This is a genomic window from Pseudoclavibacter sp. VKM Ac-2867, from assembly GCF_015351275.1.
Classification (GTDB): domain Bacteria; phylum Actinomycetota; class Actinomycetes; order Actinomycetales; family Microbacteriaceae; genus Pseudoclavibacter.
This window is the reverse complement of sequence record NZ_JADKSL010000009.1, coordinates 76,896-97,316: the sequence shown is the minus strand read 5'-3', so window position 1 is coordinate 97,316 and position 20,421 is coordinate 76,896. Positions and strand designations below refer to the sequence as shown.

At 69.4% G+C, this 20,421-nt stretch carries 22 protein-coding genes; 5 read left to right on the top strand and 17 right to left on the bottom strand.

Annotated features, from left to right (window positions below; all coding sequences use genetic code 11):
* Position 1 precedes the first annotated feature (1 nt).
* A complete protein-coding gene (locus tag ITJ67_RS10740; protein ID WP_194677602.1) occupies positions 2 to 1,489 on the bottom strand; it encodes a purine-cytosine permease family protein in 1,488 nt (495 codons plus the stop codon).
* Positions 1,486 to 1,659: a hypothetical protein gene (locus ITJ67_RS10735; RefSeq protein ID WP_160070941.1), complete on the bottom strand. Its 174-nt coding sequence runs from the start codon at positions 1,657 to 1,659 to the stop codon at positions 1,486 to 1,488. The genes ITJ67_RS10740 and ITJ67_RS10735 overlap by 4 nt, the downstream gene beginning before the upstream one ends.
* A 153-nt stretch (positions 1,660 to 1,812) precedes the next feature.
* Between ITJ67_RS10735 and ITJ67_RS10730 the strand changes: the two genes are divergently transcribed.
* Complete coding sequence (locus ITJ67_RS10730) at positions 1,813 to 2,643, top strand: nitrilase-related carbon-nitrogen hydrolase (RefSeq protein ID WP_194677601.1); 831 nt, start codon at positions 1,813 to 1,815, stop codon at positions 2,641 to 2,643.
* A gap of 27 nt (positions 2,644 to 2,670) precedes the next feature.
* Here the strand turns inward: ITJ67_RS10730 and ITJ67_RS10725 are convergent, their stop codons facing one another.
* Entirely contained in the window at positions 2,671 to 2,940 is a 270-nt protein-coding gene (locus ITJ67_RS10725) for a hypothetical protein (RefSeq protein ID WP_194677600.1), read from the bottom strand.
* A gap of 127 nt (positions 2,941 to 3,067) precedes the next feature.
* Between ITJ67_RS10725 and ITJ67_RS10720 the strand changes: the two genes are divergently transcribed.
* A complete protein-coding gene (locus tag ITJ67_RS10720; RefSeq protein ID WP_194677599.1) occupies positions 3,068 to 4,048 on the top strand; it encodes an aldo/keto reductase in 981 nt (326 codons plus the stop codon).
* Positions 4,049 to 4,091: 43 nt separating this feature from the next.
* On the opposite strand, the gene ITJ67_RS10715 is transcribed toward ITJ67_RS10720, so the two are convergent.
* The 8 genes from ITJ67_RS10715 to ITJ67_RS10680 form a co-directional block, all read right to left on the bottom strand.
* A complete protein-coding gene (locus ITJ67_RS10715; RefSeq protein WP_104243879.1) occupies positions 4,092 to 4,550 on the bottom strand; it encodes a Fur family transcriptional regulator in 459 nt (152 codons plus the stop codon).
* Between the two features lies 1 nt (position 4,551).
* Entirely contained in the window at positions 4,552 to 5,388 is an 837-nt protein-coding gene (locus ITJ67_RS10710) for a metal ABC transporter permease (RefSeq protein WP_194677598.1), read from the bottom strand.
* 2 nt (positions 5,389 to 5,390) lie between these two features.
* The gene (locus tag ITJ67_RS10705) at positions 5,391 to 6,302 is read right to left on the bottom strand and encodes a metal ABC transporter permease (protein WP_160070946.1); all 912 of its coding nucleotides are present in this window, start codon (positions 6,300 to 6,302) and stop codon (positions 5,391 to 5,393) included.
* Positions 6,299 to 7,108 carry a metal ABC transporter ATP-binding protein gene (locus ITJ67_RS10700; protein ID WP_104243885.1) on the bottom strand — a complete coding sequence of 270 codons (810 nt, stop codon included), beginning with the start codon at positions 7,106 to 7,108 and terminating at the stop codon, positions 6,299 to 6,301. Before ITJ67_RS10700 ends, ITJ67_RS10705 begins: the two co-directional genes overlap by 4 nt.
* Positions 7,105 to 8,202 carry a metal ABC transporter substrate-binding protein gene (locus ITJ67_RS10695; protein WP_323741446.1) on the bottom strand — a complete coding sequence of 366 codons (1,098 nt, stop codon included), beginning with the start codon at positions 8,200 to 8,202 and terminating at the stop codon, positions 7,105 to 7,107. Before ITJ67_RS10695 ends, ITJ67_RS10700 begins: the two co-directional genes overlap by 4 nt.
* A gap of 739 nt (positions 8,203 to 8,941) precedes the next feature.
* Positions 8,942 to 10,375 carry a dihydrolipoamide acetyltransferase family protein gene (locus ITJ67_RS10690; RefSeq protein ID WP_194677596.1) on the bottom strand — a complete coding sequence of 478 codons (1,434 nt, stop codon included), beginning with the start codon at positions 10,373 to 10,375 and terminating at the stop codon, positions 8,942 to 8,944.
* Between the two features lie 33 nt (positions 10,376 to 10,408).
* Positions 10,409 to 11,374, bottom strand: coding sequence for an alpha-ketoacid dehydrogenase subunit beta (locus ITJ67_RS10685; protein ID WP_104244172.1), 966 nt, complete (start codon positions 11,372 to 11,374; stop codon positions 10,409 to 10,411).
* Between the two features lie 62 nt (positions 11,375 to 11,436).
* Complete coding sequence (locus tag ITJ67_RS10680; RefSeq protein ID WP_160070949.1) at positions 11,437 to 12,567, bottom strand: thiamine pyrophosphate-dependent dehydrogenase E1 component subunit alpha; 1,131 nt, start codon at positions 12,565 to 12,567, stop codon at positions 11,437 to 11,439.
* A 190-nt stretch (positions 12,568 to 12,757) separates the two neighbouring features.
* Between ITJ67_RS10680 and ITJ67_RS10675 the strand changes: the two genes are divergently transcribed.
* On the top strand, positions 12,758 to 13,180 hold the full coding sequence (locus tag ITJ67_RS10675; protein WP_104243893.1) for a phage holin family protein: 423 nt from the start codon (positions 12,758 to 12,760) through the stop codon (positions 13,178 to 13,180).
* 9 nt (positions 13,181 to 13,189) lie between these two features.
* Here the strand turns inward: ITJ67_RS10675 and ITJ67_RS10670 are convergent, their stop codons facing one another.
* Together ITJ67_RS10670 and ITJ67_RS10665 are read right to left on the bottom strand one after the other, a co-directional pair.
* Complete coding sequence (locus tag ITJ67_RS10670) at positions 13,190 to 14,656, bottom strand: hypothetical protein (protein ID WP_194677595.1); 1,467 nt, start codon at positions 14,654 to 14,656, stop codon at positions 13,190 to 13,192.
* Positions 14,653 to 15,006, bottom strand: a complete 354-nt coding sequence (locus ITJ67_RS10665) for a hypothetical protein (protein WP_194677594.1) — start codon at positions 15,004 to 15,006, stop codon at positions 14,653 to 14,655. The genes ITJ67_RS10670 and ITJ67_RS10665 overlap by 4 nt, the downstream gene beginning before the upstream one ends.
* 198 nt (positions 15,007 to 15,204) lie before the next feature.
* Between ITJ67_RS10665 and ITJ67_RS10660 the strand changes: the two genes are divergently transcribed.
* Together ITJ67_RS10660 and purB are read left to right on the top strand one after the other, a co-directional pair.
* Complete coding sequence (locus tag ITJ67_RS10660; protein WP_308471370.1) at positions 15,205 to 15,759, top strand: low molecular weight protein-tyrosine-phosphatase; 555 nt, start codon at positions 15,205 to 15,207, stop codon at positions 15,757 to 15,759.
* Complete coding sequence (gene purB, locus ITJ67_RS10655; protein ID WP_160070952.1) at positions 15,756 to 17,138, top strand: adenylosuccinate lyase; 1,383 nt, start codon at positions 15,756 to 15,758, stop codon at positions 17,136 to 17,138. The genes ITJ67_RS10660 and purB overlap by 4 nt, the downstream gene beginning before the upstream one ends.
* A 32-nt stretch (positions 17,139 to 17,170) precedes the next feature.
* On the opposite strand, the gene ITJ67_RS10650 is transcribed toward purB, so the two are convergent.
* The 4 genes from ITJ67_RS10650 to ITJ67_RS10635 all read right to left on the bottom strand — a co-directional run bounded on the left by ITJ67_RS10650 (position 17,171) and on the right by ITJ67_RS10635 (position 20,356).
* Complete coding sequence (locus tag ITJ67_RS10650; RefSeq protein ID WP_194677593.1) at positions 17,171 to 17,641, bottom strand: hypothetical protein; 471 nt, start codon at positions 17,639 to 17,641, stop codon at positions 17,171 to 17,173.
* Positions 17,642 to 17,648: 7 nt separating this feature from the next.
* Positions 17,649 to 18,302, bottom strand: coding sequence for a hypothetical protein (locus tag ITJ67_RS10645; protein WP_146080269.1), 654 nt, complete (start codon positions 18,300 to 18,302; stop codon positions 17,649 to 17,651).
* Positions 18,303 to 18,434: 132 nt separating this feature from the next.
* On the bottom strand, positions 18,435 to 19,094 hold the full coding sequence (locus ITJ67_RS10640) for a response regulator (RefSeq protein WP_194677592.1): 660 nt from the start codon (positions 19,092 to 19,094) through the stop codon (positions 18,435 to 18,437).
* Positions 19,091 to 20,356, bottom strand: coding sequence for a sensor histidine kinase (locus tag ITJ67_RS10635; RefSeq protein ID WP_194677591.1), 1,266 nt, complete (start codon positions 20,354 to 20,356; stop codon positions 19,091 to 19,093). The genes ITJ67_RS10640 and ITJ67_RS10635 overlap by 4 nt, the downstream gene beginning before the upstream one ends.
* Positions 20,357 to 20,421: the final 65 nt, after the last annotated feature.

The window sequence follows — 20,421 nt, the reverse complement described above, 5'->3', positions numbered from 1 at the left end:
GTCAGACCCCTTTCCGGGTGGTCGTGTGGTGAGTGGACGTGGCTTCCGTGTCCGAGAACGCGCCGACGCCGCGGCGCCGGTAGAGCAGCTGGGCGAGCAGCAGGTACACCCCGCCCGAGAGCACGGTGGCTGGGGCCGAAGCGGTGAGGATCAGGAACAGCGGATGCGTCTCGAGCGTGACCGGGTTGTAGATCCACAGGTAGAACGCCGCACCGACGACGACCGAGACGATGCCGGCCCAGTTGACGCCGCCCGTGAAGTGGTAGGCGCTCTCGCCTCGGAGCCGGTAGAGGTCGGGGAGGCGAACCCACTGGCGTCGGAGGACGAAGTAGTCGGCGAGGATCGCCCCGCACATGGCGGCCAGGAAGGCGCCAGAGATCGTGACGAACACCATGAACTGCTGATACATGAAGTCGGGGAAGAACGTGAGGATCGCCGGGAGCACGAAGAACGACCCGCAGAGCAGCGGCCAGGGCACACGCCCGAGGAGGTTGCCGCTCGCCTGCCTGATCGCGAGCACCGTCGAGTAGACGATGGAGGACATGCTCGTGATGTTGGCGAACGAGATGAACAGCAGCATGAACGCGCCGAGGATCGGACCGCCGAGGGGGAGCATCCACACCGTCGGGTCAGAGTCGCCGAGGGTGAGCGCCGCGGCCATGCCGACGACCTGGGCGACGAGCGTACCGACGATGAGGCCGGTGAACGCGGGCCAGAGCGCGGCCTTGGGCGAACGGGTCATACGCGCCATGGAGCCCATCACGGGGTACCAGGAGAAACCGACAGCGACGTTGAACTCGACCGCGAGCATGAAGTTCAGCTGCGATTCCTCGAACGGCGCGAGGGGCTCGGCTGCGAAGAGCGCCTCCCAGGACGTGTTCGAGACGAGGAAGAACAGCATGAAGACCGTGACGAGCACGAGGCCTGGGGCGACGAAGCGGTTGAGCTTGCCGATCGTGACGGGGCCGCGCGACAGGATGAGCCACGCGATGAGGATCGCGACGAGACCGACAACCGTGACGAGGAGGCTGCCCGAGCCGAAGTCGGTGCCGGCGGCACCGTTGGCGACCTGCGTGACGGCGCGGCCGACCATGATGGCGAGGAGCGACGACCAGCCCATCTCGGTGACGAGGATGACCGTGAAGACGAGCACACCCACGCCGATGAGCCCGAAGACGGGGCGGAGGATCGTGTACTGCTCGACGCCGAAGCGTGCGCTCGCCGCCGTGGCGGCTGGCACCATGATGCCGAGGCCGATCGCGTTGCCGATGACCATCGCGGCGATGCCGTCCTGGAAGCCGACGAGCAGTGCGGTCGAACCGCCGACGAGGAACGCCCAGGTCGCGATCGCGAGGCTCAGGTTCACCCAGCTGTAGTCCCAGCCGGACCAGATGCGCTCCTTCTTGAGGAGCGGGAGCGAGCCGAACGTCGCCGCCTGGTCGAGTTCGGCGGATGCACCCTCGACCTTTCGCCCGACGCCGCCGCTCACAGGATCACCACGAGGGCGCCAGCGGCCACGAGGGCGACGCAGGTGAGCACGAAGAGGCCGATGTCGCGGCCGCTCAGGGGTTCGTGCGCGATGTCGCCGGCTTCGGCGGTCGCGATAGAGTCGAGTCGTCTCGCGAGATCTGCCGTGATCTCCGGGTCGCGCATGTCCATGGGTCCAGCCTTCGTCGTCGAATCCAGAAGAACCGAATTACCTTCGGTTTCGGCTATCCTGAGGCTGCTCCCCCAACCATGTCAAGAACTACTTTTCGAGAGACACGGCACGCTCGAGATCCGAGCGACCACGACGACGATGTGAGGCTGGCAATGGCGCTGATTTCCGTACTGCAAGCACAGGGCGCCGTCGGCGCCGTCGAAGAGAACCTCGAGCTCCTCCGCTCCTTCGCCGGGCGAGCGGCCGAGGCAGGCACCGACATCCTCGTCACACCCGAGCTCTTCGCCACCGGCTACGCGCCAGAGCGGGTCGCCGGCGAGGACGGCTCGGCCATCCGCGAGCAGATCGCACGGATCGCCGCCGACTCCGGCATCGCGATCGTCGCATCCACGGTCGAGCACACCATCGAGCGCTCAGCCGGGTTCGCCGCCAACGCCACGACCGAGCGCCGCTTCATCTCAGCATCGCTCTTCGCGAGCGACGGCAACGAACTCACCCGCTACCGCAAGTCGAACCTCTTCGGCGCTGAGGAGCAGCGGGTCTTCGACCTGGGGGATGCGCCCGCCGAGGTCGTCGAGGTCGCGGGCCTCAGGGTCGCGCTCGCCATCTGCTACGACATCGAGTTCCCCGAGATCGCGCGACGTGCCGCGGTCGCGGGCGCGGAGGCACTGCTCATCCCGACGGCCGTCCCGTCGACGGGCGACGTCGCGGGCGGCCAGCCAGGGCACACCTACAACGCCGAGGTCATCTCGACGCACATGGTGCCCGTGCGGGCCCTCGAGAACGGGCTGTACATCGCCTACGCGAACCACTCGGGTCCGGGATTCACGGGGCTCAGCTGCATCGCGAGCCCCTACGGCAACACCCTCGCCATGGCCGGCCGCGACGACGCCGAGCTGCTGAGCGCTGAGTTCACCTCCACTGAGGTGGCGAAGGCCCGCGAGGTCAACACGTACCTGAAAGACCTCCGCGACCCTCGCTAGCCCCGGACTGCTCGGCCAGCTGCACGCCTACCGGTCGCTCGTCGGCCCGATCGGCTCGGACGCCGAGCCGTCCTGGGTGTCGGGCCGCGCCGCATCCCTCGACCGTCGGCGGACCGCCGTCTCGCGGCCCAGCTGCCGCCCGCCGAAGACGACGAGCACGAGGCCGACGACGAGCGACGCGATGCGCACCCAGACGGGAAGATCCGCGATGAGCGCCGGGCCGGCGAAGATGAAGGTGGCGGCAACGAAATACCAGACTGCAACTTGCTGGGGAGCGGCTTCCTGCTCGGGCTTCATGCCCACAACCCTACGAGCGGCAACTGGACGCGACGTCGACGAGTCGGCTGCGGGTGTCGTCCGCGGGCGTCAACTGCACTCGCCGACCACACGGCCCTGGGTCAGGTGCGGCGCGTTAGCATCGGGGATGCTTCAGCGAACCCTCGGCCGTACCGGCCGCCCCGTGTCCATCGTCGGCCTCGGCACCTGGCAGCTCGGCGCCGACTGGGGAGACGTCGACGAGCACGCAGCGCTCGACGTCCTCAGCGCCGCCGTCGAGAGCGGCGTCACCTTCTTCGACACCGCCGACGTCTACGGTGACGGTCGGAGCGAGACGCTGATCGGGACGTTCCGACGCGAGAACCCGAACGCCGACGTCTTCGTCGCCACGAAGATGGGACGCAGGGGCCCACAGGATCCCGCCGAGTTCACGCTCGACAACTTCCGGGCCTGGACGGACCGCTCGCGCAAGAACCTGGGCGTCGACACCCTCGATCTGGTGCAGCTGCACTGCCCGCCGACCCCCGTGTTCTCGAACGATGCCGTCTACGACGCCCTCGACACGCTCGTCGCTGAGGGGGCGATCGCCGCCTACGGCGTCAGCGTCGAGACCGCGGATGAGGCCCTCGCCGCGATCGCCAGGCCGGGAACCGCATCCGTGCAGATCATCTTCAACGCGTTCCGCCTGAAGCCGCTCGACCTCGTGCTGCCCGCAGCGCGCGAGGCTGGCGTCGGCATCATCGCCCGAGTCCCCCTCGCCTCCGGCCTCCTGAGCGGCAGGTATACGAAGGACACGACCTTCTCGGCCGACGACCACCGCACCTACAACCGCGACGGCAGCGCCTTCGACGTCGGAGAGACCTTCTCAGGCGTCGATTTCGGCACCGGCGTCGAGGCGGCCCAGGCGTTCGCCGCGGCGCTTCCCGAGGGAATCTCCCCCGCCGCGGCGGCCATCGCCTGGGTCGCGGCGCAGGACGGGGTGACGAGTGTCATCCCCGGCGCACGCAACCGAGCGCAGGCGGAGTCGAACGCATCCGCCGCCTCGCTCGAGCTGCCCGCAGATCTCGACGCAAACGTGCACGAGATCTACGACCGGTTCTTCCGCCAGACGGTCCACGCCCGGTGGTGAGCGGCCCCACGGGCGGCTCCACTGCGGGGCCGCCCCGCGCGGGCTAAGCGGACGCCGCAGCTGCAGCCGTGCACTTCGGGCAGAGGCCGAAGATGTCGACCACGTGCCTCGCCTGCGTGTAGCCGTGCTTCGCGGCGACGCTCGACGCCCACTGCTCGACGGGGTCGGCCGTGATCTCGACGGCCGCTCCGCAGTTGCGGCAGATGAGGTGGTGGTGGTGCTCGCCCATGACGCAGGCGCGGTAGACGACCTCCCCCTCGGCGTTCTGCAGCGAGTCGGCTTCCTCGCTCTCGCTCAGCGCGCCAAGCGTGCGGTACACGGTGGCCAGCCCGATGCGCTCGCCAGCCGCCGACAGCCGCTGGTGCAGCACCTGGGCGCTCACGAACTCCGAAGACTCGGCCAGAGCGCGGCGCACGGCCTCGCGCTGACGAGTGTTCCTCTTGACGGGGGCCGCGGCAGCACCGGCGGTCGCGCCGCCCTCACCGTTCGTCTCGTCGCTCATATCAGCCGACCATACCGGGGGCGGATGCGCGTTGCGAGACGCCCTGCGCGAACCGGTCGACGACGCCCTTCGCGAGGAGCGCGATGACGAAGATCGCGACCGCGGTGAGCGCCATCGACCCGCCGGCCGCGAACGACAGGGACCGGGACACCTGCAGGCCGACCACGGCGGCGGTGACGCCGAACACGCAGGACAGGGCGAGCATCCACCCGATGCGCTTCGTGAGGAGCCTGGCCGCCGCCGCGGGGGCAGCGATCATGGCGATCGCGAGGATGGACCCGATCGCCGGCATCGCGACGACCACCGTGAGCGTGATGAGCGCCAGCGCCACGAGATCCCAGATGCCCTCGCGGAAGCCGGCCGCGCGGAAGCCGCGGGCATCGAAGCTCGAGAACAGCAGCTGCTTGCCGAAGAGCGCATACACGCCGAGGACAATCACGAGCGCCGCACCGAGCAGCCACACGTTGGTGGGGTTCATGGCGAGGATCGACCCGGTCAGGTACGAGTCGACGCGCACCGACTGGCCGCGGTTGAGCGACGCGAAGAGCATGCCGAGCGCGTAGCCGAAGCTCAGGATGATGCCGGCCGCCACCTGCTTGCCCTGCCGCGGCACTCGCGAGAGCGCGGCCATGAGCGCCACGAGCAACAGGCTGAAGATGGATGCGCCCGCGACGATGTTGATGCCCGCGACGGCCGCGAAGACACCGCCGGGGAACGTCGCGTGCGTGAGGGCGACGGTGTAGAAGGCACGCTGGCGCAGCAGCACCAGCACGCCGACGAGACCGCTGAGGAGGCCGACCAGCGTGCCCGTGAGCAGCGCGAGAGCGAAGTAGTCCATGGCTACGAGACCACCCCGGCAGCGGATGCGGGGGCACGGTCAGCAGCGGTGGCGGTGCCTCGGCGGCGGGCGGCGGCGGCGAACGCGGTGAGCCTGGTCACGACGACCACCACGAGGTACAGCGCGACGAGCACAAGCACGAGCACGGCGCTCGGGGAAGCCTGGATGCCCGCATCCAGCGACAGCCAGAGGCCAGCCCAGAGGCCGACGAGCCCGCAGCCGACCGACACGAGGAGCGAGACCACGGCGATCGCCCAGACCCGACGCGTGACGAGGCGAGCGACGGCGACCGGCACGATGAGGAGGGCGAGCACAAGCAGGTTGCCGACCGCGCGCGCGGCTGCGACGACCACGAGCGCGATCGCGATGTTCAGCGCCAGCTCGTAGGCGAGCACCCGCATGCCGGAGGCCTGCGCCTGCTTGCGGTCGAAGGAGACGAGCAGCTGCTCCTTCCAGGTGCCGAGGACCAGCAGCACGGCGGCGCCGCCGAGCACGCAGATCGCGACGATGTCGGCGCTCGAGACCGTGAGGAGCTGCCCGAAGAGGAGATGCTCGAGCCCTGACGCGTAGTCGACGCTGCGCGAGACGATGACGATGCCGAGCGAGAACGCACCGGCGAGGACCACCGCGATGGTCGCGTCGGAGCCGATGCCCCGCGCCGAGGCGATGGTCAGTGCAACCGTCGCGATCAGGGCCGCGATGCCGGCGCCGACGTAGACACCGTCGGTGCCGGCCGCGATGAAGCCGATCACGACGCCGGGGAACACCGAATGCACCAGGCCGTCGCTGAGGAACTCGAGGCCGCGGAGTGCCAGGGCCGTGCCGACGATGGCACTCGCGACCGCGAGCACGATGATGGCGACGGCTGCGCTCTGCACGAACGGCAGCTGCAGCAGGACGGAGAGATCGGTCACACCCGGGCCCGCTCGTGGTCGTCGCTGTCGTCGCCGCCCGGCGCGCAGACCGTGCCGTGGGCGCCGCCGTGCGCCTCGGTGTCGGCGGACGTGCCGGAGAACGCCGCCGCGAGCGCCGCATCCGTCAGCGCCTCCGAGATGGGCCCGCCCGCGATCTGCCTGCCGTTGAGCAGCAGCACGTGGGAGCACACCTCATGCGCGAGCTCGAGGTCGTGCGTGGAGACGACGATGCCGACCCCCGTCTCGCGGAGGCGGCGCAGGGTCGCGATGAGCGCATCCCGGTTGGCACGGTCGAGGCCGTTGAACGGCTCGTCGAGGAGGATGAGCCTCGGCTCGGTGGCGAGCGCCCGAGCGAGCAGGCCGCGCTGCCGCTGGCCGCCCGACAGCTCACCGAAGGTCGTGTTGGCGAGCTCGGTCAGCCCGACCGTCTCGATGGCGCGACGCACGATCTCGCGGTCAGCGGCTCGCGGCCACCGGAGCAGCCCGATGCGCCGGTAGCGGCCCATCATCACGACCTGGCGGAGCGAGACGGGGAAATCGGGGTCGATGTGCGTCGACTGCGGCAGGTAGCCGACCTCCGACGCACGAGACCCCGGAGCCGAGCCGAGCACCTCCGCGGTGCCGCTGGTCGACAGGAGACCGAGCAGCGACTGCAGCAGCGTCGACTTGCCTGCGCCGTTCGGGCCGAGCAGCGCGACCGCGTCGCCCTCCCCCAGCTCGAACGACACACCGGTCAACGCAGGCGCCTCCCTGCCATAGGCAATGGAGGCGTCGCGGTACGAGACGAGCGGGGTTGGATGCGTCACTGCTGCGCGAGCACCTCAGGCAGGTCGGTCGCGGTGGCGCCCCAGGATTCGATGATCATCTGAGTATTGTGCACCGTCGCACCGACATACGTGCCCGTCGGGGTTCCCGGCTCGCCGAGCGCATCCGTCGCCAGCGCCTCCTCACCCGAGAACACCTTCGCTCCGGTCTGCGCCGCGATGGTCTCCGCGTTCTGCGGGGAGAGCTGCGTCTCGGTGAAGATGGCCTTCACGTTGTGCTCCTTGATCTCGGCGATGAGGGAGTCGATCTCCGCGGCACTCGGCTCTGCGCTGTCGTCGAAGCTCGGCATGATCGAGCCGACGAACGTGATGCCGTACTGGTCGAGGTAGTAGTGCAGCGCGTCGTGGTTGGTGACCACGACCCGCTCGGCCTCAGGGACGGCGTCGACATTCGCTGCGATCCACGTGTCGAGCTCCGTCAGCTCGGCGTCATACGCGTCGGCGTTCGCCTGCACCGTGGCGGCGTCGATGCCGGGGAGCTCCTCGAGGTGCGTGGCGATCTCGGCCGCCATGAGCTTCGCGTTCGCCGGCGAGGTCCATGTGTGGGGGTTGCCCTCGGCGTGCTCATCCTCGGCGTGCGCCTCGCCCTCGGCGTGCGCCTCCTCCTCGTGGCTGTGCTCTTCGCCCTCGGCGTGCGTGTGCTCGTCTTCGGCGTGCTCTTCCTCACCGTGTTCGTGCTCGTGGCTGCCCGAAAGCGTGACGTTGGCCGAGGCATCCACGACCTCGCCCGCGTAGCCGCTCGACGAGACGGCCGCGTCGAGCCACTCCTCGAGTCCAGCGCCGCTCGAGACGACAAGATCGGCCGAGCCGAGCGCGACGAGGTCGGCGGGGGTCGGCTCGAAGCTGTGCGCGCTCATGCCGGGCTGCAGCAGCTGCGTGACCTCGACGTTCAGGCCCTCGGTGAGCTCGCGAGTGAAGTCGGCGACCTGCGTGGTGGTCGCGACGACGGTGAACGACTCGCCCTCCGCGGTGGGCGCCGCGGCGCTGTCGGTGGCCGCGGTCGGACCGGAGCAGGCCGCGAGCGCGAGAGCGGACAGCCCGGCGAGGGCGATGAGGGCAGGAGAGCGAAGGTTCACCCGTGGAGTGTAATTCGTACTGAGAATCAATGTCAATTGCGCGAACTGGGAATTGTGGTCGGGTAGTGCGGTGACTCCCGGCAGCTGCCCGTCGGCCCGTCGGCCCGGCGGCTGGGTGGCTGGGTGGCTGGGTGCAAAGTTGTGGATAGACGCTGCTACACCCCGCGCCAACAACATCCCGCCACAACCCTGCGCAACACGAGGTGCGTAGACCCTGGTCCGCTCTCACCTCACGGGCCGGCGAGCCCAGCCCGCGCCCCGGCGACTCGGCGGCCCGGCAGCCCGGCGTCCCGGCGTCCCGGCGTCCCGGCGTCCCGGTGCAGAGTTGTGGATAGACGCTGCTGCACCCCGCGCCAACAACATCCCGCCACAACCCTGCGCAACACGAGGTGCGCGGACCCCGGTCCGCCCTCACCTCACGGGCAGGCGAACCCAGCCCGCGGCCCGATGGCTCGGCGGCCCGCCGACTCGGCGACTCGGCGACTCGGTGGCCCGGTGGCCCGGTGGCCCGGTGCAAAGTTATGGATAGACGCTGCTGCACCCCGCGCCAACGACACCCCGCCACAACTCTGTGCAACGCGGTGAGCACGCATCCCAGGAGCCAGCGCAACCACTGACCAGAGTTGTGACGAAGTGCGCCTTGGCGGACGCGGAACTGCGTCCAGCCACAACTCTGGCCGCGGTAGCAGCGGGGGCGGGGACGGGCGCGCGGACGCGCACGACCGGGGCCGAGCGCGGCTCAGTCGAGCAGCAGCGCAGGCTCCTCGACGATCGTCGCGACGTCGGCGAGGAAACGGCTCGCGACGTCCCCGTCGACCAGGCGGTGGTCGAACGATGCGCCGAGCGTCGTCACCATGCGGGGGCGGACCTCGTCCTCGAACACCCACGGCTTCAGCTTGATCGTGCCGAGCGCGAGGATGCCCACCTCGCCGGGGTTGATGACGGGCGTGCCCGTGTCCATCCCGAACACCCCGATGTTGGTGATCGTGAACGTGCCGTCGCGCATCTCCGTCGGCGGCGTCTTCCCGTCGCGGGCGCGGTAGGTGAGCTGCTCGATGGCCTGCGCCAGCTGGTGCAGGGTCATGGCGTGCGCATCCTTGATGTTCGGCACGATGAGCCCGCGCGGGGTCGCGGCGGCGAGGCCGAGGTTCACGTAGTGCTTGACCGTGTACTCCTCGTCGGTCCACGCGGCGTTGACCATCGGGTTGCGGCGGATCGCCCACATCACGGCGCGCGCCACGATGAGCAGCGGCGAGACCTTCACGCCGGCGAAGTCGGGCGACGCCTTGAGGCGCTTCACGAACTCCATCGTGCGTGTCGCGTCGACGTCGGTGAAGAGCGTCACGTGCGGTGCCGTGAACATCGACGAGACCATGGCGTTCGCCGTTGCCTTGCGCACGCCCTTGACGGGGTGCTTCTCCTCGCGGACCTCGCCCCAGATGGGGGTCTCGAGGTTCTTGAAGACGCTCGCCTGCTGCGCGTGGCGGATGACGTCGTCGCGGGTCGTCTCGCCGGCGAGCCCAGTCGGCTCGACCTGCGACAGGTCGACGGCCAGGTCCTTCGCGAGCTTGCGGATCGGGGGCTTCGCGATGATCGGCGACGCGGATGCGGCGGGCACCGAACCGGGGCGTGCCTGCGTCCGTGCCGCCCCAGACGCTGGAGCGGCAGCCTGCGCGGCTGGGCGGTGCGACGGCTGGGCCGGCGCGGGAATCTGCGCGGGGCGCGTCGGCTGGGCTGGCGCCGCCGACTTCTTACGCCGCCGCGTGGTGGGCGCGTCACCGAGTCCGTAGCCGACGAGCACCGAGTTGGCGCCAGACTCGGCCCCCTCGCTGGAGACGGTGGAAGCCGCATCCGCCTGTGCCGCATCGAACTCGAGGTCGGCAGCCGGGGCCTCAGGAGCCGCGGCGGGCGCCTCGGAGCTACTCGAGACCCCAGCGGTCTCGATGGAGAGGATGTGCTTGCCCACGTCGACGGTCTGGCCCTCGCTCGCGAAGAGCTCGACGACGCGGCCCTCGAAGGGGCTGGGCAGCTCGACGATCGACTTGGCCGTCTCGATCTCGCACAGCGTCTGGTTCAGCTCGACGCTGTCGCCGGCCTTCACGTGCCAGGAGACGATCTCGGCCTCGGTGAGTCCCTCCCCGACGTCGGGGAGTTCGAAGTTCTCGGTGCTCATTGGTGTGCTTGCCTCTATCTGTGCGGGCTTGGTTCAGTACTCGAGCGAGCGGTCGACGGCTTCGAGGATGCGGTCTGCGTCCGGCAGGTAGCTCGCCTCGAGCTTCGCTGGCGGGAAGGGAACGTTGAAGCCCGACACGCGAAGCACGGGCGCCTCGAGCGAGAAGAACACTCGCTCCTGCACGGTCGCGGCGATCTCGGAGCCGATGCTGGCATTCGAGGGGGCTTCCTGCGCGATGACGAGGCGACCCGTCTTGCGGACGGACTCCACGATCGGCGCGTAGTCGATGGGGCTCAGCGAGCGGAGGTCGATGACCTCGAGGCTGATGCCCTCGGCCTCGGCGACCGCTGCCGCCTGCAGCGCTACCGCGGTCATGGCGCCGTGCGCGACGAGCGTCACGTCGGTGCCGACGCGGGCGACTCGGCTCGCGTGCATCCCGGCGGCGGGGGCGGCGAGGCTGACCTCGCCCTTCTGCCAGTACTTGCTCTTGGGTTCGAAGAACATGACGGGGTCGTTGCTCTTGATGGCCTGCTGGATCATCCAGTACGCGTCGTTCGGGGTCGACGGCGAGATGAGGCGGAGTCCGGCGGTGTGCGCGAAGTAGGCCTCTGGGCTCTCCTGGTGGTGCTCGACGGCACCGATGTGCCCGCCGTAGGGCACGCGGATGACAACCGGCATCTGCAGGCGGCCCTCGTTGCGGTTCGTGAGCTTCGCGAGCTGCGTCGTGATCTGGTCGAAGCCGGGGAAGATGAAGCCGTCGAACTGGATCTCGCACACGGGCCGGTAGCCGCGCATGGCGAGGCCGATGGCGGTGCCGATGATGCCGGACTCCGCGAGCGGGGTGTCGAGCACGCGGTTCTCGCCGAAGTCGCGCTTCAGGTGCTCGGTGACGCGGAAGACACCGCCGAGCGTGCCGATGTCCTCGCCGAGCTGCACGACCTTGTCGTCGTCCTCCATGGCGCGGCGCAGGCCGGCGTTGATGGCCTTCGCGAGCGGCATGGTGACCGTCTCCGGCGCATCCGTCTCCGACCCGGGCGTTGTGGTGCTCGTGGCGACGTCGGTCATCGGGCTGCCTCCTGGCTCGCGTTGTCGTCGAAGGACGCCTCGTACCGGCGCAGCCACTGCTTCTCTTCCTCGAGCTGCGGATGCGGGTCGCTGTACACGTTCTCGAACATGGAGTCGTTGTCGGGCTCTTCGATCTCGAAGACGCCGCGGCGCACGTCGGCCGCGTAGTCCTTCGCTGCCTCGTCGACGCCGGTGAAGAAGTCCTCGCCCACGTCCTGCGCGCGCAGGTAGGCGCCGAGGCGGGCGATCGGGTCGCGGCGGCGCCACGACTCCTCCTCGTCTCTCGTGCGGTACTTGGTGGGGTCGTCCGTCGTCGTGTGGGCGCCCATCCGGTACGTCTCGGCCTCGATGAAGCCGGGGCCACCGCCGGCGCGCGCCCGCTCGAGGTGCGCGCGTGTGACGGCGAAGCTCGCCATGACGTCGTTGCCGTCGATGTGCGTCGAGGGCATGCCGAAGCCGCCCGCGCGCTTGTAGAGCGGGTTGTTCGCCTGCACCGAGACGGGCACGGAGATGGCCCATTGGTTGTTCTGCAGGAAGAAGACGAGCGGCACCTGATAGCTCGTCGCGAAGATGTAGGCCTCGTTGGTGTCGCCCTGGCTGGTCGCGCCGTCGCCGAAGTACACGACGCTCGCCTCGTCCTTGTCGAGGTCGCCGGTGCCGGTGGCGCCGTCGAACTTCTGGCCGAGCGCGTAGCCCGTCGCGTGGAGGGTCTGCGAGCCGATGACCAGCGTGTAGGGGCGCACGCCGTGGCCTTCCGGCGACCATCCGCTGTGGGTCACGCCGCGCAGCAGGCGCAGCACGTCGACGAGGTCGACGCCGCGCACGAAGGCGACGCCGTGCTCGCGGTAGGAGGGGAAGACAGCATCTTGCGGGCGCATGGCGTAGGCGGAGCCGATCTGGGCGGCCTCTTGCCCCTCGGCCGGGACGTACAGCGACAGCTGTCCTTGGCGCTGCAGCATGGTCGACTCGCGGTCGAATGCCCGCACGTAGCTCATGTCGCGGTAGGCGCGCAGGTAGTCCTCAGTGGTGAGCAGCTCAAGCTGCTCCAGGAAGGGCTCGGCGGCCTTCGTCGGCTTCACCTCTCCCTCTGGAGTGAGGATCTGCACGGTCTCGTCGCCTGGAGTCACGTCGTGTGGCGCCTTCCTGCTGTTCCGATCTCGCAGGCGGTTGCCCGAGATTTCGCCAGTCTAGTTCTCCACCCCATGGCCGTTCAGGAGAAATCCTCCAACAGTTCGGGCCAAGCCTGCACGGCATCGACGACACGAAGCGGGTGAACGCCCCAGCTGCTTCACCGCAGGATCGGGGAGAATGGGGGGCATGCGAGCCATTCTGAGCATCCTCATCAACGCCGTGGCCCTCTGGGTCGTGACCCTCATCCTGCAGGCGCATGTTCAGGTCATCCCGTTCGAGGAGTCGACCTGGGGCGTCATCGGCACGCTCGCACTGTTCGGACTGATCTGGGGCGTCGTGAACGCCGTGGTCGGTGGGGTCGTGCGTGTCGTCGCGTTCCCCCTCTACATCCTCACGCTCGGCCTCATCTCGTTCATCGTCAACGGCTTCCTGTTCTGGCTCGTCGGGGTCATCAGCGACAGCATCGGCTTCGGCATCGAGGTCTCCGGTTTCTGGTGGGCGGTGCTCGCAGCGCTCATCATGTCGGTGGTCACCGCGGTGCTCGGCGGCTGGGTGCGCGGTGCCGACTCGAAGCTCAAGAGCGATGAGCGTCGCCGTCGCGAAGCCTGATCGAGGCATTCAGATCTTGATGTCGTCTGGCTTGAGGCTGCTCGTGATGGGCGCGAACTTCTCCTCGATGAGCCGACTCGCCTCGTCGATGGCCTCGCCGGGCTCCGGCAGCGGGTCGAGCCGGTCAACCGTGTAGAGCCTCGACTCGTCGAGCTCGAAGCCGTCGTAGACGTCGAGGAGATCCGTGCGCGCCGCCTCGAGTGAAGGCACCCTGCTCGCGTCGGCGATGCCGGCAGTCTCGAGGTAGCGCGTCTGCGCGTGGGCCGCGAGCGGGTCGTCGTCGAACGGAGTCACCGCATCGGCATCGGCGAGCACGACCGTCGAGTCCTCACCGTCCGGGGCGAGACCCTGCAGGCCGACGATCGGGTCTTCCCGGTGCTGGATCTCGATGATCGGGGCTCGACTTCCCGGCGACCCGCCCTCGCCGCGCCCATCGTCTTGCTGGTGCTGGAGCTGCGCCCTCAGCCGCTCGGCGTCGATGGGACCTCCGATCGAGACGAGGCCCTTCGTGTCGAACTTCCCCAGCCCGGCGATCGACGCCGCGACGAGCGCACCCTGCGAGTAGCCGGCGAACACGACGGCATCGCCCGGCTCGATTCCCGCCTCTGCCATCGCCGCGAGGACGGCAGACACCGACTGCGAGTCGATGCCCGCATACGCCGCGAGGTTGCCGGCCAGATCGAAGGGGTTCTCCGTCGTGCCGTACGACTGGTTCGAGGTGCCCGTGATCGCGACCTCGTAGAGCTGGGCTCCGGCCGCGTCGACGTAGCTCGTGACGCGGACCTGCGGTCCTCCGTCGACCGAGGGCGGGATCGCCGCGACCAGCGGCTGGAGTCCCGTGGGAGCGGCATCCCGGCCATCGAGCGGAGCACTGGTGCTCCCCACCCGGAAGCGATCGCTGGGGGTCAGCCCGGCCACACCAGCCGCGGCGAGCGCCCACGACACGAGGTTGCTGCCGTCGGCGCCGGGGACCGGCGGGAGACCGAGCATCCCGAGCGCGAAGTCATCGGCGTTCTCGACGGTGACGCGGATGAGCTCCTGCACCCGCGGGTCGCTCAGAGTCGTCGCCTCCCCCGCAAGAGCCGCGAGCGCCGCGATTCCAGCCGCCGGACCGAGCAGCGCGACCGTCAGCGGCAGCGAGCGGCCGAGGAAGTTGGCAGCGCTTGCGCCCGCTGCTTGGACAACGGCCGCAGAGACCGCCTCGGCCCGCTCGTACAGTTCGGCGGCAAGCTGGATGCGCTCGCCGAGTGAGGACAGCTGGGTTTCGAGCGGCGCCCCTCCGAAGAACGCGACCTCGCCCTGTGCCGCTGCTGCGGCGAACGTGAGACCCGAACCGCTCAGCCATGCCGACGGCGGCATCCACTCCTGACCGGCGAGGATCGTGCGGAGCGCTTCGAAGTCGACGGCGAAGAGCCCAGCACGGGCGGCGACGGCGCGGACGTCGCTCGGACCGACGACGACAACCTCGCCGCTCATCGGGCTCCCAGCGCCTCGAGCTCGAGGGTCAATGCCCCATGCGCTCGGCGGTACTCATCCTCGGCGAGCTCGGCAGCGGTCGCGACGAGTCCGATCGCGTCGGCGAGGAGCTCGGCCTCGATGGCAAGGCAGCGCTGGGCTGGCGAGCTCCACGCGTCGGAGACCGCGAGCAGCCTGAGGCCCGTGCAGATGTCGGTGGTGCCCGAGCCGAAGGCGTGCAGGGCGCGAGCGTTGTCGAGGGCGATGAGCTGCAGGGCCCGGATGATCTGCTCCCTCGCGGCATCGACGAACGGCAGCGTCTGGCCGATCGTCAACGGCGTGATGGGAACGAAAGACGTGGTCTCTGGCATTCGCGGTGGTCCTCTCCTGCGTCGATGGCTCCGATCCTGAGGCGGCAGGAGGAGCGGCGACGGATGCACGCCCACGGGTGTGGAGGGACGCGCATCCACAAGCCAGATGCCTGCAGAGTGCGGCTTCGCTCCGACGGGCAGCGAAAGAGCGGGTGAACACGCACGCGAACCGGTGCTGAATGCGTGACAATGGGCGTCATGGCGAAAAACAGCAAGGACGCGGTCTTTCGCATCATCTTCGTCTGCACCGGCAACATCTGCCGCTCCCCGATGGCGGAGGTCATCTTCCGCGACATGGTCGAGCAGATCGGCCTCGGCAGCGCCGTGAGCATCAGCTCGGCCGGAACCGGCGAATGGCACGTGGGCGAGAAGGCGGACCCCCGCACGCAGTCCGCGCTCGAGCGGGCAGGGTTCACCGCCGAGAACCATCGCGCGAAGCAGTTCGAGGTCGACTGGTTCGACACGTTCGACCTCATCATCACCTTCGACCGCGGCCAGCGGCGCATCCTCAAGGCGTGGGCCTCCGACGACGAGCAGCGCTCGCTCGTACAGCCCCTTCTCACCTTCCACCCGGCGCCCCCGGGCGGGATCACGGAAGTCCCAGACCCGTACTATGGCAACGATCAGCTCTTCGACCACGTGCGCGACATGATCACGAGCGCGTGCGAGGAGCTTCTTCGTCAGATCGAGCCGGTCGTCCGGGCTGCGCTGACGGCGCGCGCCGGATCGTCCTCGTCCCAAGGAGCACAATGAGCCCCCTCCCTCCCCAGATGCTGAGCCCCCTCGACTCGCGCTACCGCAAGAGCGTCGAAGGTCTCGGCGAGCACCTCTCCGAGGCCGCGCTGAACCGTGCCCGCGTGCACGTCGAGGTCGAGTGGCTGCTGTTCCTCACCGACCGTGAGATGTTCGGCTCCCACAAGATCGATGCAGACAAGGCCGCAGCTCTGCGTGCCCTCGTCACCGACTTCGGCCAGAAGGACATCGACGAGCTGGCTGAGGTCGAGGCTCGCACCCGTCACGATGTGAAGGCCGTCGAGTACTACGTGCGCGCCCGCCTCGAGGAGCTCGGGCTGAGCGAGCTCGCCGAGCTCACCCACTTCGCCTGCACGAGCGAGGACATCAACAACCTCTCGTACGCGGTCACCATCCGCGACGCCGTCACCGACGTCTGGCTCCCCGCGGCCTCCGGGCTCGCGGACCGCATCGCGGAGCTCGCCGTCGAGCTGCGGGATGTGCCCCTGCTGTCGCTCACGCACGGCCAGCCGGCGACGCCGACCACGCTGGGCAAGGAGCTCGCCGTGTTCACGCACCGGCTCCGCCGCCAGCTGAAGCGCGTCGAGGGAACCTCGTACCTCGGGAAGTTCGCCGGCGCGACGGGCAACTTCGCCGCGCACCAGGCGGCGAGTGCCGACACCGACTGGGAGACGCTCGCCGACGAGTTCGTGAGCGGCCTCGGCCTCACGTGGAACCCGCTGACCACGCAGATCGAGTCGCACGACTGGCAGGCGGAGCTCTACGCCGACGTGTCGCGTTTCAACCGCATCCTGCACAACTTCTGCACCGACGTGTGGACCTACATCTCGCGCGGCGTCTTCCGTCAGATCCCGCAGGCCGGATCGACGGGCTCGTCCACGATGCCGCACAAGATCAACCCGATCCGCTTCGAGAACGCGGAGGCGAACCTCGAGATCTCGAGCGCTCTCCTCGACTCGCTGGGCTCGACGCTCGTCACCTCGCGCCTGCAGCGCGACCTCACCGACTCGAGCGCGCAGCGCAACATCGGTGTCGCGTTCGGCCACTCGCTGCTCGCGCTCGACAACGTGACGCGTGGACTCCGCGAGATCGCCGTCGACGAGGAGCTGCTGGCGAACGAGCTCGACGGCAACTGGGAGGTGCTCGGCGAGGCGATCCAGACCGTCATCCGGGCCGAGATCGTCGCGGGTCGTTCATCCATCGCCGACCCGTACGCCGTGTTGAAGGACCTGACGCGCGGCCGCCGCATCGGCAAGGCCGATCTCGTGGAGTTCGTGACGGGCCTCGACATCGGCCAGGAGGCGAAGGATTCGCTCCTCGCCCTCACGCCCGGCAGCTACACGGGCGCCTCGTCGCGCCTCGTCGACCACCTGAGCTGAGCGGGCGGGCAGAACGCCCGCTGGTTCTCCAGCTACTTGCTGGTCGGGGCCTCGTTCGACGTCGTCTCGTCGAGCGGGGCCTCATCTGCATCTGCGGGGAGCGCGGATGCGGGTTCCTCGGTCGCCGCTGCCTGCTCAGGTGCGTCGATGCGCTCTGAGGGCTCCGCTTCGGCTGCAGCCTCGTCGATGGGTGTCGTCTCGTCTGCAGCCGCCGCCTGCGTGGCCGCGCGGCTCTGCTCGCCTTCGTCGCTGCGGGAGACGCCCTGCTCTGCATTCTCGAAGCGGTCGAGGTAGATCTCGTTCTCGGGGTTCGGCGAGTAGGAGAGCACGAGCATCGCGAGCACGAGGATCGAGACGATGAAGGCGACACCGGCGAAGATGATGCCGAGCAGGAAGTCCTGTGTCGTGAGCAGCAGGATGAGGAGCACGAAGCCCGCCATCACGGCGGAGATGCCGAGCAGCTCGAAGGGCTTCATGAGCGCGCGGCGCTTGGGTTGTGTCACTGGGGAATCAGGCTTTCTTGGTGAGTTCTGGCTTGGCGGCTGGTGCATCCGCGAGGATGCCGCGGAGGGTGATCCCCTCGATGACCAGCAGCACGCCGAGCACTGCGAGGTAGGCGCCGACGTAGCCGACGGTCTGCACGGATGCGGTGAGGGTGCCCTCGACCTGCTCGATTCCGCCGTAGTCGACGCGGAGGTCTGGCGGGATGATCGCGACGAGGAGTCCGAGGAGCACGGTGACGGCGCCGGTGATGAGCACCTCGCGCGAGAAGAACTTGGTGGCGCGTCCGACGCGGGCGCTGATGAGTTCGAGCGCTCCCGTGACGAGGGCCCAGGTGGCGACGGTCGCGATGAACGCGGCGGCAGTCGCGTGCTCGGTCTCCGCAGTGCCCATGAAGAGGGCGAAGCCTCCGGCGAGCGCCGAGACGACGGCACGCGCGAACGTGAGCGCGCGCGCCGGGTGGTCCTTGAAGCCGACGGCTTCGAAGCCGATGAGCACGCCGGATGCGAGGGCGAATGCTCCGAACGTGATGAACCCGAACGCCGCAGAGTGATCCTGCGAGAAGGTGATGACGGCGGCGATGATGAGCGCGGGCACGGCGCGGGCGATCATCGACATCCACAGGCGTTCCGGGACTGCTGTAGGCCCCACTTGCATCGTCATCGTTCGCTCCTCACGATCTGCCGCCAGTCTACCCAGTCGGTACCGCACGGCTCCCCGGCGCGGGACGACGTCACCGTGTTGCAACCTGGCAGCCGCCGGGGCCACGTCATCTGCGCTCCGCTGCGACCTCGCTCAGCGGACGTCGACGAGTCCGCCGCGGATGCCCCAGAGCACGACCTGCAGGCGGTCCCTCGACGCGGTCTTCTGGAGGAGCCCCGCGAGGTGGTACTTCACCGTGGTGGGTTCGACGAACAGTTCACCGGCGATCTCCGCGTTGGACAGGCCGCGCGCGAGGAGCCGGAGCACGTCGAGCTCCCGCTCCGTCAGCGCGACCTCCGTCGGCGGGGCGGGCTGGGACGCGGGCCGCCGCCGTTCGGCGAATTCGTGGAGGATGCGCCGGGTGAGGCGCTGGTCGAGCGTCCCGTGCCCCGCGGCGACCGAGCGGACCGCGGCGAGCAGCGTCCCCTCATCCGCGCCCTTGAGGAGGAACCCGGCAGCCCCGGCCTCGAGCGCCGCGAACACATCAGCGTCGACGTCGAAGGTCGTGAGGATGAGCACCGCAGCGCCGAGCGAGGGTTCTGCAGCGATCATCCGCGTCGCAGCGATGCCGTCGGTTCCGGGCATGCGGATGTCCATGCAGACCACGTCGGGGCTCAGCTCGCGCGCGAGCCGAACCGCTTCTGCACCGTCGGCGGCTTCGGCAACGACGTCGAAGTCAGGCTCCGCGCCGAGGATCACCGACAGCCCGGCGCGGACGACCGCCTGGTCGTCGGCGATGAGGATCCGGATCATGAGTTCTCCCCGTCTCGGTTCGCGCTCTGGCCCGTGCCGCGGATCGTGAGCGCATTCCGCCACCCGCCGTCGCTCGTCGGCCCTGCGCTCAGGGCAGCGCCCACGAGCTCGGCTCGTTCGGCCATGCCGGAGAGTCCGTACCCCCGCTGCGCGGGCGCGGGCGGCCCGACCGCATCCGGTACGCGGCCGGTTGGCGCGTTCGCGACGACGATCTCCACCTCGCCGTCATCGAATCGCACGCTGACCTCGCTCCGCGCACCCCGGGCGTGACGTGCCGCGTTCGACAGTGACTCCTGCACCATGCGGTACGCGGCGGCCTCCGTCAGCGGGCCAAGTGGCCGAGACGCACCGGTGACACAGAAGTCGACAGCCTGGCCCCGCTCCCGCGCGGCATCGACGAGCGTCGCGATCCCTTCCAGGTTCGGGGTGGGACTCGGGCGATCAGGGCCGCCTGTGCGCTCGTCGTCGTCGCTTCGCAGCAGACCGACGGTCCGCCGGAGATCGACGAGCGTCGTGCGTGCGTCGTCCTGAATGCCCTGCATCATGGCCCTCGCCCGGTCGGGGTCCGAGCGGGTCAGGGTGGTTGCCGCTTGCGCGCTGACGATGATGCCCGACAGGTGGTGGCCGGCGATGTCGTGGAGTTCCCGTGCGAGCGCGGTGCGCTCCGCCCTGAGTTCACCGCGCGCCCGCTCCACCTGTCGCTGCTCGGCCATGCGCGCCTGCTCGCGGAGCGCATCCGTCAACCGCTCCCGCCCGAGCACGTAGTCGGCGATGCCCGCGGGAAGGACGTAGAGGAGCAGGATGCGCAGGAGGAGCGTTGCGGTGAGGATGAGCGGCGCCTCGCGTGACCCGAGCAGCATCGCGACGCCACCGACCGTGGTCGTCGCGGCTGCCCCCACGCCGAGCGCGATGAGTGCCGTCCTGCGGGGCAGCTGCCGAACGACCCGGTATGAGGCGATGCCCACCGCGAGCGCGCCGATGCCGAGCTCCCCGGCCGTCGTGCCGAGGATCGCGAGATCGATGCCGACGACCGCCCCGAACACGGGCAGCGGGCGGAAGCGGCTCGGCCACAGCAGCAGCGCTTGGACGGCGAGGAGGGCTGCCAGAGGAAGCGGGGACCCGGTGCCGGGGACCGACGCGAAGATCGCGCGATCCCAGGTACCGATCGCGAGGAATCCGAGGGCACCCGCCAGCACGAGGAGACTGGGCGTCGCAGACCAGAGGGCGCCGATCACGGCCGAGTTCCGCGGCGATGAGCGCATGACCCGATTCAACCACGCCGGGTGGTGGCCAGGGACGAGGCCACCACCCAGCGGCGAACGCGTCA

What these genes read in the sequence shown, in the direction of transcription:
- ITJ67_RS10735 (WP_160070941.1), bottom strand. Translation starts at nt 1,659, where the DNA reads ATGGACATGCGCGACCCGGAGATCACGGCAGATCTCGCGAGACGACTC.
- ITJ67_RS10730 (WP_194677601.1), top strand. Translation starts at nt 1,813, where the DNA reads ATGGCGCTGATTTCCGTACTGCAAGCACAGGGCGCCGTCGGCGCCGTC.
- ITJ67_RS10725 (WP_194677600.1), bottom strand. Translation starts at nt 2,940, where the DNA reads ATGAAGCCCGAGCAGGAAGCCGCTCCCCAGCAAGTTGCAGTCTGGTAT.
- ITJ67_RS10720 (WP_194677599.1), top strand. Translation starts at nt 3,068, where the DNA reads ATGCTTCAGCGAACCCTCGGCCGTACCGGCCGCCCCGTGTCCATCGTC.
- ITJ67_RS10715 (WP_104243879.1), bottom strand. Translation starts at nt 4,550, where the DNA reads ATGAGCGACGAGACGAACGGTGAGGGCGGCGCGACCGCCGGTGCTGCC.
- ITJ67_RS10710 (WP_194677598.1), bottom strand. Translation starts at nt 5,388, where the DNA reads ATGGACTACTTCGCTCTCGCGCTGCTCACGGGCACGCTGGTCGGCCTC.
- ITJ67_RS10690 (WP_194677596.1), bottom strand. Translation starts at nt 10,375, where the DNA reads ATGAGCACCGAGAACTTCGAACTCCCCGACGTCGGGGAGGGACTCACC.
- ITJ67_RS10685 (WP_104244172.1), bottom strand. Translation starts at nt 11,374, where the DNA reads ATGCCGCTCGCGAAGGCCATCAACGCCGGCCTGCGCCGCGCCATGGAG.
- ITJ67_RS10675 (WP_104243893.1), top strand. Translation starts at nt 12,758, where the DNA reads ATGCGAGCCATTCTGAGCATCCTCATCAACGCCGTGGCCCTCTGGGTC.
- ITJ67_RS10670 (WP_194677595.1), bottom strand. Translation starts at nt 14,656, where the DNA reads ATGAGCGGCGAGGTTGTCGTCGTCGGTCCGAGCGACGTCCGCGCCGTC.
- ITJ67_RS10665 (WP_194677594.1), bottom strand. Translation starts at nt 15,006, where the DNA reads ATGCCAGAGACCACGTCTTTCGTTCCCATCACGCCGTTGACGATCGGC.
- ITJ67_RS10660 (WP_308471370.1), top strand. Translation starts at nt 15,205, where the DNA reads ATGGCGAAAAACAGCAAGGACGCGGTCTTTCGCATCATCTTCGTCTGC.
- purB (WP_160070952.1), top strand. Translation starts at nt 15,756, where the DNA reads ATGAGCCCCCTCCCTCCCCAGATGCTGAGCCCCCTCGACTCGCGCTAC.
- ITJ67_RS10645 (WP_146080269.1), bottom strand. Translation starts at nt 18,302, where the DNA reads ATGACGATGCAAGTGGGGCCTACAGCAGTCCCGGAACGCCTGTGGATG.
- ITJ67_RS10640 (WP_194677592.1), bottom strand. Translation starts at nt 19,094, where the DNA reads ATGATCCGGATCCTCATCGCCGACGACCAGGCGGTCGTCCGCGCCGGG.
- ITJ67_RS10635 (WP_194677591.1), bottom strand. Translation starts at nt 20,356, where the DNA reads ATGCGCTCATCGCCGCGGAACTCGGCCGTGATCGGCGCCCTCTGGTCT.